We start from the raw sequence: 15,808 nt of genomic DNA, 5'->3' as shown, positions 1-15,808 counted from the left end.
TGCGGCGCCGGACGGAGCGGAGTAACAGCGACAAGCGGCTCATGTGCATCTCCATGGGCGGTGTGATGCCTGACCGCCCGTGAGACCGTCGCCGAGACCTGACCCCGCGATCCCGCACGGGCGCTCGACAACGGCGTCACGGGCAGCCGTGGGTGGCTCCGGACCCTGTTCCCACGGTCCGGAGAAATGTCGGAGAGCGCTCTCTCGGGAGTTTCTTCTAATGACTGACCACTGTCAATCCCTGTGCCGGACGGACGGGCAGGCTCAGCCGCGCGCGGGACGGACGAGCCGGCAGGCGGTCGCGGTGAAGGGGGCCGGCGGTAGCCAGTACAGGGCTCCGTCGTGGAGTTCGGGGGGCGGGCCCGAGGCGACTGCGGCGTCCAGCGTGAAGGCGGGGCCCGGTGGCAGGGGCACCCGGACCGGGGTGGTCGGCGGACTGCCGAAGGCGTGCAGCACCGCGAGTACGCCGTCGCCTTCCGGGGTCGGCCGGACGAGCGCCTGCCACCCCTCCGGATGGCGGTAGCCGGAGACGGGCGGGCCGTAGCGGTGCCAGCGGCCCGACGCGAGCGCGGGGCGCGCCCGCTCGTACAGGTCGAGCGTGTCGGCCACCAACTGCCATTTTCCGGGGTCGAGTTCGAGGAAGTCGCCGGACAGGCAGAGTCTGCCGAGCAGCCCTGAAGCCAGCTTGTAGACGAGCGTGGCGTCGCTGTCGCCGGTGCGTGGGACGGCCCAGACGAGTGAACGCGCGCCGGGCACCAACCGGTTGGTGTCCGCGGCGACGATGGGCAGGTGGTCGCCCTCCATCGCGTCGGAGAAGGAGGTCACATCGCTGACGGACATCGTGGCGGGCTCCAGGCGGTGGCCGCCGGACGCGCAGTGCTCGATCACCACGTCCGGCAGTCGCTCGCGCAGCCGGGCGTAGAAGTCGAGGGCGGCGGCGGCCTGTTGGCGCAGCCCCTCGCCGACGGACTCGGCGCCGTCGCAGCCCGCGCCGAGCGGCTCGTTGTAGTCGATCTTCAGATAGCCGATGCCGTGGTCCGTGACGAGCGTGGCGATCCGGCCGAGCAGCAGCTCAGCCGTCTCGGGCCGGCGCAGGTCCCAGAAGCGGCGGCGTCCCGCGGTGACGGGGACACCGTCGCGGTGGAGGAGGTGCTCGGTGAGCGAGAAGGCGGTGGACTCCTCGTCGCAGGTCTCGGCCTCGACCCACAGCCCGAGCACCAGACCGTGATCGCGTACCGCCTTCGCCGTGGCGGCGAGCCCGTCGGGGAAGGCCGACTGCTTGATCTTCGTCCAGTCGCCGTGGCCGCCGTCGTACCAACCGGCGTCGGCCACCAGATATTTGACGCAGGTGCCTGCCAGCCGCTCGGCCATGGCCACCAGCCGGTCGTGGGTGGGCCGGCCCCAGGTGGTGGCGAACTCGTTCACCTGCGCCGGGAGTTCACGTTCGGCGGCGCGGTCGTGCGGGCTGTGAGCGTCCTGCATCGCGACCAGTCGCTGAAAGCAGCTGTCGGCGGACTGCCTGGATTCCGCCGAGGTCGTATCGGCCGTCGCAGTCGTGGCGGGCGCTGCGGTCAGCCAGGCGCGCGGCGCCGTGAAGCTGTCGCCGGGGGCGAGAGCCTTGCGCCAGTGTCCGAAGTCGCCGTCGGCCAGCCCTCCGGCGACGGACAGCGCGCCCCCGTGCCGGAACAGCTCGATCTGCCAGGAGCCCGGCCAGCACAGCTGCACGCCCCGTACGGTGCCCGTCGCGCGGTCCTCGACGACGACGCTGGGGGCGAAGCCGCGTACCGGCATGGTGCCGAGCTGGCCGAACCGTTCGACGCCCAGCGCCACACGTGGCCAGCCCTCCAGATGCAGCTCCCGCAACGTCTGGCTGACCAGCTGTCCCTCGCTCGACCAGCCGCTGCGCAGCCGGTGGACGACGGTGTCGCCGGGGTCGTCCCGTCCGGGACCGACGGCGGCGACACCGTCCAGGCTGAAGCTGCTGAGGAGTTGCAGGGTGAGCGGACGGTCGGTGCCGTTGACGACGCTGGTCTCGATCTCGACACAGGGCTCCCCCTCGCGCCAGCGCAGCACATGCGTGGCGCGTATCCCGTCCGGGGTGGCGAGTTCCACGGTCGCGGTCGTGGTGCCCGCGTGGACGTCCCTATGGTGCCCGGTCAGGGCGAGTTCACGGGTCGTGGAGCGGTCGCGCAGGGTGACGCCCTCGGACCACTGGTGCACCGAGCGGTCGCCGGTGACCGAGAGCTGCACCAGTGGCGCCGTGCCGGCCTCGGGCGGCCGCTCGTCGGCGGGTGCGGCGAGGCCGGTGGCGGCGTTGATGGGAACGGTGGCGGGGGCCAGGGTGAAGCCGACGGTGCCGGTGGCCTCGTCGTGGTCGTAGCGCGCGGTCATGTCGCCGCAGGGGACGGAGAACAGGTGCACGGTGGCCCCTTCCGATCGTCGGGACGCGCGGGTCAGAAGCGGCGGGGACAGAAGCCGACGGTGTCCAGGTTCACGTACTCCCAGATGCCGGCGGACACCGTCCGGTCGTCGTCCGGGTCGATCTGGACGGTGACGGTCGCACCGGCCGGAATGTCCACCGGTACGGTCACCATGGCGTACTCGGTGGGCAAGGTGCGGTCGACGGCGGGTAGTTCGACGTGGGCCACGGCCTTCGTGCCGTCGATGTAGAGGGACAGGTAGATGTCGCCGTTGACCGGGGTCTGGTAGCGCAGCATGAGGGAGGCTGCGGCCGGCACGCCGGAGTACGACACGGCGGGTGCGACGGGCGCGCCCGAGCGGATCAGCGAGGCGAGCATCCGGTCCTTCGCCCAGGGATTCCCGTACGGCCGGGCCCTGGTGCCGGCCGGCTGGGTGAACGTGCCGTTGTGCGCTTCCCGTGCGACGGTGCCGGACGGAAAGGCGGTGGGTCCCGCCGCACCCGACGGGTGGACGGTGCCCGACGTCACGCGCCGTGGGCGGGGCAGCCGGCCGGACGGGTTCCAGAGCCGCTGGAACTCGGCGGACGCCTCGGGGAAGAGGTAGGTGTCGTACAGGTCGTGGTTGCCGTCGCTGGCGTACACGTTGAAGTACACGTTCCAGACGACGTCGTTGGCGTTCAGCCAGTCGTACATCTGCCGGATGAAGTACGCGTTGTCGTTGCCGCCGTGCCCGGCGTTCTGCTGCCAGACGCCCCATTCGGGCACGGCGAGTCGCCTGCCGTGGTCGGCGGCGAGCCGCTGGATCCTGTCGATGCCCCAGTTGGGGTCGGTGCGCAGGTCCTGCCAGGCCTGTTCGCGTAGTTGCGCCGTCGGCGGGACGGTCGGGCTGTAGACGTTCCAGTCCTGGTCGTAGATGTCGATGCCGACGAGGTCGACGTACGGGTCGCCGGGATAGCAGGCGGCGAGGTCGACGCCGGACTGTCCGGGGACGGGGTTCCAGACGAAGGTGAAGTGCCCGCCGTGCACCGCCCGGACGGCCGTGACGAACTGCCGGAACGCGGCGGCGAAGTCGCGCTCCCCCGCCCGCACACCGTCGGGATGGTTCAGGGGCGACCAGGGGTACCAGTTGCCGTTGAACTCGTGGCCGAAGCGGAGGACCGCGTTGCCCATCCCGGCCTGGACGAGGTTGGCGGCCAGCTCGGCGTAGTGGGTGTTGTACGTACCGGCGGCGGCCTGGGCCAGGTCGCCCTGGCCGTCGGGGAACGGGTAGGCGGCCCACACCATACGGTCCGCCCATGGCGTGTCCTGCCAGTACGACAGCCGTTCCGCCCCGGTGAGGGACGCCCAGCTGTCCCTGAGCAGGAAGTCCTCGGCGTAGTGCACCGGGCTGTTGATCCATTCGGCGAAGTCGCCGATCTGGCCCGGCTGCCGGTCCCAGTGGTAGACGCCGATCCTGCGGGCCGGCACGTCGGTGTGACCCTGCGGCCCGGTGTGCGGTGCGGCGAGCGCCGCGGGGGGCACGACGCCCGCGAGTGCGGTGAGTCCTGTGGTCGCGCCGGCCAGTGCGATGAACCGCCGCCGGTTGAGCGATCTCGTCACGATCAGTCCTTTCGGTGAGCGATGGGTCAGGCGCCGGTACCGCTGAACAGCTCCAGGTACTTCGCGGCGGAGTTCGGGAACTCGGTCGTCACCGGGTTGCCGCTGGGATCGACACCGGGTGACAACTGGTGTGCGCCGTCCGATGCGTTGACGTCGAAGTACGACGCGTAGGGGACGTTCGCGCTCACCAGGAAGTCGTGCATGTTCTGGACGAAGGCGGGGTTGTCCAGGCCGCCGTGGGTATCGCCGCGGTCGCAGACACCCCACTCCGGGACGACCAGATACTTGCCATGGCTGTCGGCGTAGGTCTTCCAGTAGGCCAGGCCGTGGTCGCCGCCGTGGATGTCGTTCGTCCAGGCGGTCTGCTGGGCGGCGGCGATCTGCGCGGCGGTCGAACCGGCGGGCCACGGGTAGGTGTTGGCCGCCCACGACTGGTCGTAGACGTCGAGGCCGATGAAGTCCACGTAGGAGTCGCCGGGGTAGAGCTGGTCGGCGGGCACCTGCTGGTAGCCGATGGTCGGGTTCCAGATGAAGCGGAAGTCGGACCCGGCCACCCCGCGCATCGATCCCACGACGGCCTGGAAGAAGGTCGCCCAGTGCGCGGTGTCGGAGGACGCCCGCCAGGCGTACCAGCCGCCGTTGAACTCCCAGCCGATCCGCAGCCAGGCGCTGCCGAGTCCGGCGGCGACCAGGGACTCGCCGAGGGTACGGAAGTACCCGTCGTAGTCGCCCGCCGCGCCGGCCGCCAGCGACACGGCCTTCCCTGCGCCGGTGCCCGTGGTCGGGCCGCTGAGGTCCCAGGGGCCCGGCAGCATGGGTACGGACAGGACGAGGTTGCGGCCGGCCCGCGCGCCGACCCACTTTCCCCACACGGGCAGTTCCCAGGTGGGGTTCATGATGTTGTCCCAGGTGTCGGTGGCCATGAAGTCCAGCGCCCACACGTCGGGTTCGCCGATCCAGTCGGCGTACGCGTCGACCTTGGCGGGTGCGTCGGGGGCTCCCCAGCGGTAGACGCCCAGATGCGGGACACCGACGCGGGCGGCGGTCGAGGCCGCCGCACGGGTCGCCGCACGCGCGGGTACGGCCTGCGCGGGTGCGGCCAGTGCGCCGGTCGCGGCGAGTGAGACACCTGCGGCGAGGCCCAGCGCGGTGCGCCTGCTGATCGGTCGGCCGGCGGACGCGGCTGCGGCTGCGGTTCCGGATGCGGGACGTGGGCGGGGGGTGGATGCGTCGTTCATCGTTCTGGGCCCTTTCTCGTACGGGGGGGGGACGGTCAGCCCTTGATGGCGCCGGTGAGGACGCCCTTCGTGAAGTACCGCTGCGCGAAGGGGTACACGGCGAGGATCGGGACGGTGGCGATGACCACCACGGCCATCTGGACGGTCTGCGACGGCGGCCTCGCCTGCTGCACGTCGGTGACCGTGGAGAGCTGGCCGCCCTGCAGCACGTACTCGTTGAGCACCTGGGACATCGGCCACTTGGTGCTGTCGTTGAGGTAGAGCATCGCGTTGAAGAAGTTGTTCCAGTAGCCGACGGCGTAGAACAGCGCGATCACCGCGATCACCGCCTTGGAGAGCGGCAGGACGATCCGCAGCAGGATGCGCAGTTCGCCGGCTCCGTCGATCCGGGCGGACTCCATGAGTTCGGCCGGGATCTCCATGAAGAAGTTGCGCACGACGACGAGGTTGAAGGCGCTGACCATGCCGGGCAGCATCAACGACCAGTAGGAGTCGACGAGTCCGAGGTTCCTGATCAGCAGGTACTGCGGGATGATCCCGGCGCCGAAGAGCATCGTGACCAGGATCAGGTAGAGCGCGACCTTCGATCCCGGCACGTCCTTGGTGCGGGAGAGGCCGTAGGCGGTGGTGACGGTGAACAGCACCGACAGCGCCGTACCTCCGGCGGTCACCCCGATGGACACCAGCAGTGCGCGGGTCACCACGTTGCCGGAGAAGATGCTGCGGTAGGCGTCGAGCGAGAAGGCGGTCGGCAGCAGTCCGCCGGAGTTGGCGGCGGCGGGGGTGGCGAAGCTGGAGGCGACCACGTACAGGAACGGGTAGAGCATCACCGTGACGATGGCCGCGATGACCACGGCCTTCACCAACTGCGTGAGCGGGGAGGGCTGTTCCATCCACGCCGGGCGTTCGGTCCTGCTGCTGCTCATCTAGAAGACCCCTGCCGTTCCGAACCGTTTGGCGGTCTTGTTGGCGGCGACGACCAGCGCCGTGCCGACCACGCCCTTGAAGATGCCGGCGGCGGTGGCCAGCCCCCAGTTCCCGCCGAGCACACCGTTGTAGTAGACGAAGGTGTCGACGACCTGGGCCGCGTCGTTGCCGACCGCGTTCTGCTGGAGGATGATCTGCTCGAAGCCGACGGAGAGCACATCGCCGATCCGCAGGATCAGCAGCAGCGCGATCACATTGGCGATGCCGGGCAGGGTGATGTGCCAGGTGCGCCGCCAGGGTCCAGCGCCGTCCACGACGGCCGCCTCGTACAGATCGGTGTTGATGTTGGAGATGGCGGCGAAGAAGATGATCGTGCCCCAGCCGGTCTCCTTCCAGATCACCTGCGCCGTCAGCAGTCCTTTGAAGGTGCCGGCGTCGGTCATCAGATGCGATGTGCTCATCCCGATGTGGGAGAAGAGCTGGTCGACACCGCCGGTGTCACCGAGCACGTTCTGCCAGATCGAGATCACGATCACCCAGCCGATGAAGTGCGGCAGGTAGACGATCGACTGGACCAGCCGTTTGACACGTGGCGAGACCAGGCTGTTGAGCAGCAGGGCGAGCGCGATCGGCGCGGGGAAGGCGAAGATCACCTGGAGCAGGCTGATGACCAGGGTGTTCCTGATGGCGGTGAGAGCCTGCTGATCGGAGAAGAGCGCCTGGAAGTTGCCCAGCCCCACCCAGGGCGAGCCCTGGAAGCCGAGGAAGGGCGAGTAGTTCTGGAAGGCGGCGACGTTCCCCAGGAGCGGGACGTACGCGAACACGACGAAGAACAGCACACCCGGCAGGAGAAAGACGTACATCCATCGCTCACGCCAGATCCGCTTGTGCAACGGTCTTCTGCGGGACGGCGGTTGGCTCGCCGGTAGCTCAGTGGTGGGGGCAGGCCGGGGCGGCGTGGCGCGGGCCGGCCGGTCGGTGCTGTGCACGGTCACCGTCCGCCGCCCTACCGGCTCTTGGCCAGGGACTGCTCGAACTCCCTGCGGATCGCGTCGCCGCCCTGCCCTGCCCACTGGCTGCGCAGCTCCTTGAGGGCGCTGACCGGCTTGCGGCCGGTGATGATCCCCACGAAGGCGTCGTTCAGGTTCTGTTGCAGCGCCGGGCCCTTGGACACCGACGACTGCGAGATCAGGTTGACGGTGGGATCGGCGACGGTCCGCGGGATGAGCTTCTCGGCCTGTTTCTGGGCGGTGACCGACTTGTTGGGCGGCCCTGGCAGGTAGAGCACGGTCTCGGTCGGCTCGCAGAAGTACTGCCCAGCCAGCTCGGCGAGGCGGCCCGCGTTGGTGGACTTGACCGGGGCACCGTGCGCGAGGTCGTAGTTCCACCCCTCGATGCCGTAGGTGAGGAAGGTGTTCTCCGCACTGCCGAAGGGCGCGCCGAGGTAGTTGAGGATGCGCAGCAGCTCCTTGACCCGCTCCTTGCCCTTGCCGGAGTTGCCGACCTTGGCGGGGATGGCGAACATCCCGAAGATGCCGCTCGATTGGTAGAGCGAAGCGACGCCGCCGTCGTGGCCGGGCGGGACGAGCGGCCCGAGGTCCGTTGACCAGTCCTTCACACCGGCGATCTGCGGGACGGAGCGGACGTAGGTGGTGTTCAGCGCGGCGCCGGACATGCCGATCTTGCCGGCGTTCCACAGGGCCATCTGCTGGTCGTAGGTGTTGGCGGCGGCGTTGGGATGGAAGGCACCGGCCTTCCACAGTTTGACGATGTACTCGGTGGCGGCCTCGAACTCGTCGGTCTCGACGTCCTTGGTGAGGCTCCCGTCCTTCTCCAGCCGCCAGTTGTTGGGGACGCCGAACATGTTGAGGATCGGGGTCGACTGCCAGTAGATCTGGAGCGACGACAGCGCCCAGGTGTCCTTCTTGCCGTTGCCGTTGGGGTCGCTCCCGGTGAATCCGGTGAGCAGGGCGAAGAGTTCGTCGGCGTCCGCGGGCTGCTGCCGCATGCCGAGCTTCCGCATCCAGTCCAGCCGCAGGGTGGGGATGCCGCTCTGGAGCAGCGGGGTCGGCCGTGGCACGCCGTAGATACGGCCCTGGATCGAGGCGTTCTTCCAGGCGTACGACGGGAAGAGCGCGAGGTTGGGGTAGTCGCGGATCGCGTCGCCGGAGACGTATTCGGTCAGGTCGGTGAAGGCGCCCTGGAGCACCGACTGCGCCGCTGCGGGGGCCTGTCCGGTGGCGGTGTTGAGGTAGAACAGGTCGGGGATGTCGCCGCCCGCGATGACGGTCGCGGTCTTCTGCGCGAGGTCGGCCGGGTTGACCAGGGTCGGTTTGACCTGCACCCCGAGCCGCTTGTCGAGTTCGTCGGCCCAGCGGTTGTCCGCCGGTGGCGGCGGTGTGTACGTGATCTGGAACGTCGTCACCGTGCCGCCGCTGCCGGGCTTCTCGGTGACGGTCCTGTACGGCGTGGGGTAGCGGGTGAACGCGGCCGGCACGTCGGCGACGCTGCTGAGCACCTGCCCGTCGACCGGCTTCGGGGTCAGCCGCGCCGGCAGTTCGAGGCTTTTGACGTCGCCTTTCGGTACGGCGTTCGTACCGCCGCCGGAACAGGCGGCGACCGCGGCCATTCCCACCGCCGCACCCGTCATGCTCAGTACCCGGCGTCTGCTGACACCTTCCAGATCACGCCGGTCCTGTCCCGGTCCGCTCACTGCTGTCACCTCTTCCCGAAGGGGTTCGAACGTCGGCAGCGCGGGTGATGATGCGCTACATCAACGGCGGGCCTCAAAGTATGAGCCCGGCCACATGGGTGTCAACAGATGTGTACGATGACGTAACACTTCACTGAACCAGCAGCACGCTTGACCGGCCGTAACGGAATCCGCCGACCTCTGATATTGCGCAATATCATGTGAGAGAGTGTCCACGGCCCGAGCAGTCTCAGCCGACCAGGGAGAGAGTCGTCGTCCATGGGAAATCCCCGATCGTCGCGCAGACCGACCCAGGCCGATGTCGCCCGCCTCGCCGCGGTGTCGCCCTCGGTGGTCTCCGCCGTGGTCAACGGCCGGCACGACGGTGCGGTGCGGGCCAGCGAACAGACCGCGCAGCGCGTGTGGGAGGCGGTCCGCACGCTCGGCTACACCCCGAACCTGGCGGCCCGCAGTCTGGCCGGCGGCCGCAACAACATCGTCGGTGTGTTCACGTACGAAGCGGTGTTCCCCACGGACCGGCTGAGCTTCTTCCACGACTCGCTGATCGGCATCGAGGAAGCCGCCGAGGAACTCGACTGCCATCTCCTGCTGTTCACCGGATCGCGCGGGCGCGGCCAGGACGACGGCAAGCGGCGCCGGTCGATCTACAAGGACGGTGTCAACACGCTCCAAGTCACCGACGGCGCCGTCCTGCTGGGCCAGGACGAGGACCGCGAGGAGCTGGCGGCGCTCGTCGACTCCGGCTTCCCGTTCGTCTACATCGGCCGCCGCGAGCTGAGTTCGGGCGAGATGTCGTACGTGACGGCCGACTACACCAGTGCCACCCGCGCCATGGTCGAGCGGTGCGCCGGGCTCGGCCACCGCCGGCTGGCCCTGCTGCGCAGCGCGGTCGCCTCCGAGGCCGTACTGGAGCGCGAGGCCGGGTACTTCGAGGCGTGCCGCACCGATACCCGCGTCGAGTCGGGCGCCGTCCACCTGGTGGACCCCGAAGGGGTCGGCACCGACCTGCTGGCGACGCTCGTCGACCAGGGCGTGACCTGCGTGGTGACCGACGACTCGGACCACGCGGCGAGTGTGCGCGCCGGGGCCGGTCTGCTGGGGCTGCGGGTGCCGGAGGACCTGTCGGTGGTGGCGCTCGGCGATTTCGCGAGGAGCCGTCCGGACGATCCGACGATCACCTCACTGCTCACACCGCGCGAGGAGATGGGCGGGCAGGCGGTGCGGCTGCTGGCCGACCTGCTCGCCAGGCCGGAGGACCAGACGCCCCGCCGGGCCGTCGCCGCCTGCGGTGTCCGGACAGGTGAGACCCTCCAGCCGCCGCCCGCCCGCCGATCCTGATGACCTGCCCATCCTGATGACCCGTCGATCCTGATGAGGAGCGCCATGCGCGAAGACCGATGCGACGTCCTGGTGGTCGGCGGCGGACTCGGCGGTGTCGCCGCCGCGCTCGCCGCGGCCCGCCGGGGGTACGGAGTCGTCCTGACGGAGGCCACCGACTGGATCGGCGGCCAGCTCACCACCCAGGGCGTGCCGCCCGACGAACACCCGTGGATCGAGGAGTTCGGCTGCACGCGCGGGTACCGCGCGCTGCGCGACGGCATCCGCGCCTACTACCGCCGCAACTACCCGCTGACCGCCGCCGCCGCTGCCGACCCCCGGTTCAATCCGGGCAACGGGCGGGTCAGCCGGATCTGCCACGAGCCGCGGGTGGCCGTCGCCGTGCTGGAGGAGATGCTCGCCCCCTACCGGGCCGCGCGCCGCATCCGGCTGCTGACCCGGCACGAGCCGGTCGCGGTGGGCCGGGACGGCGACCGGATCACATCGGTGTCGCTACGGGACGCCGCGGGCGAGGTCGTCGAGATCGCAGCCGCGTACACCGTGGACGCCACCGAACTGGGCGATCTGCTGGAACTCGGCGCGGTCGAGCATGTCACCGGCGCCGAGTCGGCGGCGGAGACCGGCGAGCCGCACGCGCTGGACGGCGAGGCCGAGCCCCTGGACCAGCAGGCGGTGAGCTGGTGCTTCGCCCTGGAGCACCGGCCCGGCGAGGAGCATGTCATCGACCGCCCGCGCGACTACGCCTTCTGGCGCGACCATCAGGCCGACTTCTGGCCGGGGCCTCAGCTCAACTGGGCCGAGATCAACCCCTGGGACCTCACCGAGCACCGCAGGGCGCTGTTCGAGGACTCCAGCGGCCGGCCGGACGGCTTCGGGCTGTGGGACTTCCGGCGCATCCTGGCCCGCGCCAACTTCGCCGAGTCAGCGGGGCTGGGTGATGTCACGCTCGTCAACTGGGCCCATATCGACTACTGGTTGGGCCCGGTGGTCGGCGTACAGCCCGAGGAGCGCGAACGGCACCTGGAGTCGGCGCGCCAGCTCAGCCGCTCCTTCCTGTACTGGATGCAGACCGAGGCCCCCACGGCCGACGGCGGCGCCGGCTATCCGGGGCTGCGGCTGCGCCCGGACGTCCTCGGCACCTCCGACGGCCTGGCGAAGGCCCCGTACGTACGCGAATCACGCCGTATCCAGGCCGAGTTCACCGTCACCGAGAACCATGTCGGCGCCCGCGCCCGCGAACCGCTCGTGGGCGCCGAGGTCTTCGCCGACACCGTCGGCATCGGCTCGTACCGGATCGACCTGCACCCCAGCACCGGCGGGAAACGCGGCCCGCGCACGTTCGTCGACATCGAGACCTGGCCCTTCCAGATCCCGCTGGGCGCCCTGCTGCCGGTCCGGGTCGACAACCTGCTGCCGGCCGCGAAGAACATCGGCACCACCCACCTCACCAACGGCTGTTACCGGCTGCACCCCATCGAGTGGAACATCGGCGAGGTGGCCGGCACGCTGGCGGCGCACTGCCTCGACACCGGACTGATACCGCGTCAGATACGCGCGCGTGCGGACCGGTTGGCCGAGTTCCAGCGGCTGCTGGCCGCCGACGGGGTGGAGCTGGCGTGGCCGCGGGAGGTCAGGGGTCTCAAGCAGTACTACTGACCGGTCGGGAGTGACGTCACCGCCCCGTGCCGGACGGCTCGGTGTCGGACAGCTCGGTGTCGGACAGCCCCGTGTCGAGCAGCAGTTTGCCGGTGGTGGCCCGCGACGTGATGTCGGCGTGCGCCTGCCGCGCCTCGCCGAGCGGGTAGCGGCGGGTGATGTCGATGTGCAGCTTTCCGTCCCTGATCTTGTCGAACAGGTCCGAGGTGTGCTTCAGCAGCAGCTCCCGGGTCGGGATGTGGTCCGAGTACACGGCGTAGCTGAGCCGGATGCTCTTCGGCAGGTCGAACAGGTTCACCGTGGGGACCTCACCGATCAGCGGGCCGTACCAGACGTGCGTGCCGACCCGGCGCAGTACGTCGAGGGACGGCTGGAAGGTGCTCGCGCCGCCGCCGTCGAACACGGCGTGGACGCCTTCTCCCCCGGTCAGCTCTCTGACCCGGTCGATGAAGTCGCCGCCCGACGAGATCAGCACCTCGTCGGCGCCCGCGGCCTTCGCGACCGGCACCTTCTCCTCGCGGGAGACCAGGCCGATCACCCGGACACCGCGCAGTGTGAGCAACTGGCTGACCGTCCGCCCGACGCCCCCGGCCGCGGCGTGCACGAGCGCCGTGTCCCCCGCGTTCAGCGGGGCGACCTCGTTGACGAAATGGTGCGCCGTGAGGCCCTGCATCATCGTCGCGGCGGCGACGTCGGTGGGGATGTCGTCCGGCAGCGGGACGGCGTTCGCCACCGGTACGGCCAGGCGCTCGGCGTAGCTCCCCCACACGGAGATCCAGGCCACCCGGTCACCGACGGCGAACTCCGTGACCCCCTCGCCGAGGGCGGCGACCCGGCCGGCTCCCTCGACACCGGGGACGAAGGGGACGCCGCGCGTGGCGCCCAGGGTGCCGGCCGCGGTGTCCATGAAGTTGACGCCCGCGTGGGCGACGTCGACCAGCACCTCCCCGGGGCCCGGCTCCGGGTCGGGCCGCTCCTTGAGCTCCAGCTGAACGACTCCGTCGAGCTGTCCACCAACGATCGCACGCATGTGCCACACCTCCACTTGTCAGGCTTTTCCTTACGCCGCCGAAGGTAGGCACAGATTTTTGGACCTGCAAGTCCAGAACGTGTGGTACGTTCGAGGACGTGGGACTGACGACGAAGGGCCGGGCCACCCGGCAGCGCATCATCGACGGGGCCGCCGCCCATCTGCGCAGTGACGCTCCCGGGGACATGACGCTCGACGACGCCCTCGCAGCCACCGGCACCAGCAAGGGCCAGCTGTTCCACTACTTTCCCGGCGGCAAGGAGGAGCTGCTGCTGGCGGTCGCACGGGCCGAGGCGGACAAGGTCATCGCCGACCAGCAACCGCACCTCGGCGCGCTCACCTCCTGGGCGGCCTGGGAGAACTGGCGGGACGCGGTCGTGGCACGCTACCGAGCGCAAGGCGCGAGTTGCCCGCTCGGCAGCCTGATGAACCAGGTCGGCGCCACCCCCGGCGCCGCAGAGGTGGTCACGACGCTGCTCAACCAGTGGCAGGGAGACGTCCTGCGGGGCATCACCGCGATGCAGGCGCAGGGTGACGTACGTCCCGCCCTGGACGCCGACCGGATGGCGGCCGCGTTCATCGCCGGGATCCAGGGCGGTGTGCAGATGCTCCGGACGACCGGGAGCACCGCGCATCTGGAGGCCGCCATGGACGTACTCATCGAGCATCTGCGCCGCTGAGGCGACCGGCGCGCTACGCGCCCTGGACGGCGTGGAAGGTGTCCGGGTCGGCCGCTTCCCAGTCCTGTCGCCAGGACGCCGGTGTGTCCGTGAGGAGTTGACGCGGTGTCAGCCAGTCGTAGAGGTCCGCGTAACTGCGGGTGGTGTGGGCGTCCACGCGGTGCAGCAGCATGTGGGGCCCCAGTTCGGCCGGTTCGGCGACGCCCATCGAGGCCATGATCTGCAGCGCGCTCTTGACGGTCGCCTCCTGGAAGCGGCGCACACGCTGCGACTTGTCGGCGACGTCGACCGCGCGCCCCCGGCGCGGGTCCTGGGTCGCGACGCCGACGGGGCAGGTGTTGGTGTGGCAGCGCTGGGCCTGGATGCAGCCGACCGCGAACATCATCGCCCGCGCCGCGTTGGTGTAGTCCGCCCCTTGCAGCAGCCGTTTGACCACGTCACTTCCGGTGGCCACCTTGCCGCTCGCCCCGATCCGGACCCGGTCCCGCAGCCCCGTGCCGACCAGGGCGTTGTGTACGGTCATCAGCCCCTCGGTCAGCGGCAGTCCGACGTTGTCGGCGAATTCGAGCGGCGCCGCGCCCGTACCGCCCTCCGCGCCGTCCACGATGATGAAGTCCGGTGTGACCTGCTCGGCCAGCATGGCCTTGCAGATGGCCAGGAATTCGTGGCGCGAGCCGACGCAGAGTTTGAAGCCGACCGGTTTGCCGTCAGCCAGTTCACGCATCCGGGCGAGAAAGAGGACCAGTTCGCGCGGGGTGGAGAAGACCCGGTGGTACGGCGGCGAGGTGACCGTCTCACCCTGCGGCACGCCGCGCACCTTCGCGATCTCCGCGTTGACCTTCTTGCCCGGCAGGACACCGCCGATGCCCGGCTTGGCACCCTGACTGAGCTTGAGCGAGACGCACTTGACGTTCTCGTGGCCGGCCTTCTCGGCGAACTGCTTCTCGTCGAAACCGCCGTCCTCGGTACGGCAGCCGAAGTAACCGGTACCGATCTCCCAGACCAGATCACCGCCCGGCCTCTCGTGGTACTCCGAAAGACCGCCTTCACCGGTGTCATGGGCGAAACCCCCCAGCGCCGCACCGGTGTTGAGGGCCAGCAGCGCGTTGGGCGACAGCGAACCGAAGCTCATGGCCGACACGTTCAGCAAAGCCATGTCGTACGGCTTGGTGCAGTCCGGGCCGCCGATCCGCACCCTGGGCGGGTCGGTGCGCACCGGGCGCGGGGCCATCGAGTGGATGAGGTATTCGCTGCCCACGTCGTTGAGCTGGCGCTCCGTGCCGAAAGGCTCCTCGGCGTCGGTTCCCTTGGCCCGCTCGTAGACGATGCTGCGGGTGTCGCGGTCGAAGGGGCGGCCGTCGAAGTTGCGCTCGATGAAGTACTGCTGCAACTCGGGCCGGAGCCCCTCCAGCGCGAACCGCAGATGGCCCAGCACCGGATAGTTGCGCAGGATCGAGTGCCGGCGCTGGAGCAGATCGTGCACGGCCAGCAGCAGGGCGGCCGCCGGCGGGGCGCCGGCCAGCCACCACCAGGGAGAGAGCAGCAGGGCGGCCACCACTGCCGCGGCGAGCGTCACCCCCAGCAGAACAAGCGCAGATATTTTCGACACCCCAGCCACCTGTCCCCGTCCCGCGGACGCAATCCAGGGACATGGTCGAGAAATGCCCATGGATCCCCCCGACGAACGTTTGCGGGTGCCGGCGGCACGGGGCACGGTGTGACAGATACGTCACAGCTGTGACTGATGTGACATTCCATGGCGTTTGTGCCGAGTGGACAGGGGCATTCGGCACTCCCCCGGTGCGATGACCGCCCGGGACCGAACGCCTTCCCCACAGGAGGAACGAGTGACCGCTGAAGCGGCTGCCGCCACCGGCCGGTCGGCCGGGCCCGCCACGGACACCACCGACCCCACACGGCTGCTCGATCCGGCCACGCTGCGCCAGGACGTCGCCGCGCGGTTCACCGCCCTGGTCGAGAGCGGTGCGCTCGTGGCGCCACTGCCCGGCAGTGGCAGGACCGGGGAGCGTTTCCGTGCGCTGTCCGACCTCGGCCGCGCCGACCTCTCGCTGGCCCGGCTGGGCGAAGGGCACCTCGACGCCGTGGCGATCCTCCACGAGCTGGACGGGCCCCGCCCAGGGCCCGGCGAGCGCTGGGGCGTCTGGGCGGCGCAGCCGCCGGGCCCCGGGCTGAGCGCCGAGCGGCGG

Annotated in this window: 11 protein-coding genes and 1 pseudogene; 4 read left to right on the top strand and 8 right to left on the bottom strand. The window is 70.0% G+C overall.

What is annotated here, in order from left to right; translation table 11 throughout:
• Positions 1 to 264: 264 nt before the first annotated feature.
• The 6 genes from HY68_RS28475 to HY68_RS28450 form a co-directional block, all read right to left on the bottom strand.
• Complete coding sequence (locus HY68_RS28475; RefSeq protein ID WP_041994150.1) at positions 265 to 2,421, bottom strand: glycoside hydrolase family 36 protein; 2,157 nt, start codon at positions 2,419 to 2,421, stop codon at positions 265 to 267.
• Positions 2,422 to 2,453: 32 nt separating this feature from the next.
• The gene (locus HY68_RS28470; protein WP_041994147.1) at positions 2,454 to 4,019 is read right to left on the bottom strand and encodes a glycosyl hydrolase; all 1,566 of its coding nucleotides are present in this window, start codon (positions 4,017 to 4,019) and stop codon (positions 2,454 to 2,456) included.
• A gap of 26 nt (positions 4,020 to 4,045) precedes the next feature.
• Positions 4,046 to 5,257, bottom strand: coding sequence for a glycosyl hydrolase (locus HY68_RS28465; RefSeq protein ID WP_052457209.1), 1,212 nt, complete (start codon positions 5,255 to 5,257; stop codon positions 4,046 to 4,048).
• Between the two features lie 35 nt (positions 5,258 to 5,292).
• Positions 5,293 to 6,183: a carbohydrate ABC transporter permease gene (locus HY68_RS28460; RefSeq protein ID WP_041994144.1), complete on the bottom strand. Its 891-nt coding sequence runs from the start codon at positions 6,181 to 6,183 to the stop codon at positions 5,293 to 5,295.
• A complete protein-coding gene (locus tag HY68_RS28455; protein WP_041994141.1) occupies positions 6,184 to 7,047 on the bottom strand; it encodes an ABC transporter permease subunit in 864 nt (287 codons plus the stop codon). It lies immediately after the preceding gene.
• 143 nt (positions 7,048 to 7,190) lie between these two features.
• Positions 7,191 to 8,897, bottom strand: coding sequence for an extracellular solute-binding protein (locus HY68_RS28450; RefSeq protein WP_078863833.1), 1,707 nt, complete (start codon positions 8,895 to 8,897; stop codon positions 7,191 to 7,193).
• A gap of 258 nt (positions 8,898 to 9,155) precedes the next feature.
• Here HY68_RS28450 and HY68_RS28445 point away from each other — a divergent pair, with 258 nt between their 5' ends.
• Positions 9,156 to 10,235, top strand: coding sequence for a LacI family DNA-binding transcriptional regulator (locus HY68_RS28445; protein WP_041994137.1), 1,080 nt, complete (start codon positions 9,156 to 9,158; stop codon positions 10,233 to 10,235).
• Between the two features lie 45 nt (positions 10,236 to 10,280).
• Positions 10,281 to 11,891: an FAD-dependent oxidoreductase gene (locus HY68_RS28440; protein WP_041994134.1), complete on the top strand. Its 1,611-nt coding sequence runs from the start codon at positions 10,281 to 10,283 to the stop codon at positions 11,889 to 11,891.
• A 16-nt stretch (positions 11,892 to 11,907) separates the two neighbouring features.
• Here HY68_RS28440 and HY68_RS28435 read toward each other — a convergent pair whose 3' ends face one another.
• Positions 11,908 to 12,921 (bottom strand): quinone oxidoreductase, encoded by a 1,014-nt coding sequence (locus tag HY68_RS28435; protein WP_041997425.1) that lies wholly within the window; start codon positions 12,919 to 12,921, stop codon positions 11,908 to 11,910.
• A 98-nt stretch (positions 12,922 to 13,019) separates the two neighbouring features.
• Here HY68_RS28435 and HY68_RS28430 point away from each other — a divergent pair, with 98 nt between their 5' ends.
• Positions 13,020 to 13,601 carry a TetR/AcrR family transcriptional regulator gene (locus tag HY68_RS28430; protein ID WP_041994132.1) on the top strand — a complete coding sequence of 194 codons (582 nt, stop codon included), beginning with the start codon at positions 13,020 to 13,022 and terminating at the stop codon, positions 13,599 to 13,601.
• Between the two features lie 13 nt (positions 13,602 to 13,614).
• Here the strand turns inward: HY68_RS28430 and HY68_RS28425 are convergent, their stop codons facing one another.
• On the bottom strand, positions 13,615 to 15,210 hold the full coding sequence (locus tag HY68_RS28425) for an FMN-binding glutamate synthase family protein (protein ID WP_041994130.1): 1,596 nt from the start codon (positions 15,208 to 15,210) through the stop codon (positions 13,615 to 13,617).
• Positions 15,211 to 15,538: 328 nt separating this feature from the next.
• Between HY68_RS28425 and HY68_RS44175 the strand changes: the two are divergent.
• Positions 15,539 to 15,808, top strand: a pseudogene (locus HY68_RS44175) (acyl-CoA dehydrogenase); the annotation flags it as partial.

Origin of the sequence: Streptomyces sp. AcH 505 (genome assembly GCF_000818175.1) — a bacterium.
Lineage (GTDB): Bacteria > Actinomycetota > Actinomycetes > Streptomycetales > Streptomycetaceae > Streptomyces.
Note: the sequence above shows the minus strand (reverse complement) of the source record. Positions and strands in the feature narration are given on the sequence as shown.

Excerpts from the sequence above, each read along its gene's own strand:
- HY68_RS28460 (WP_041994144.1), bottom strand. The coding sequence starts at position 6,183 with ATGAGCAGCAGCAGGACCGAACGCCCGGCGTGGATGGAACAGCCCTCC.
- HY68_RS28440 (WP_041994134.1), top strand. The coding sequence starts at position 10,281 with ATGCGCGAAGACCGATGCGACGTCCTGGTGGTCGGCGGCGGACTCGGC.
- HY68_RS28435 (WP_041997425.1), bottom strand. The coding sequence starts at position 12,921 with ATGCGTGCGATCGTTGGTGGACAGCTCGACGGAGTCGTTCAGCTGGAG.
- HY68_RS28445 (WP_041994137.1), top strand. The coding sequence starts at position 9,156 with ATGGGAAATCCCCGATCGTCGCGCAGACCGACCCAGGCCGATGTCGCC.
- HY68_RS28465 (WP_052457209.1), bottom strand. The coding sequence starts at position 5,257 with ATGAACGACGCATCCACCCCCCGCCCACGTCCCGCATCCGGAACCGCA.
- HY68_RS28455 (WP_041994141.1), bottom strand. The coding sequence starts at position 7,047 with ATGTACGTCTTTCTCCTGCCGGGTGTGCTGTTCTTCGTCGTGTTCGCG.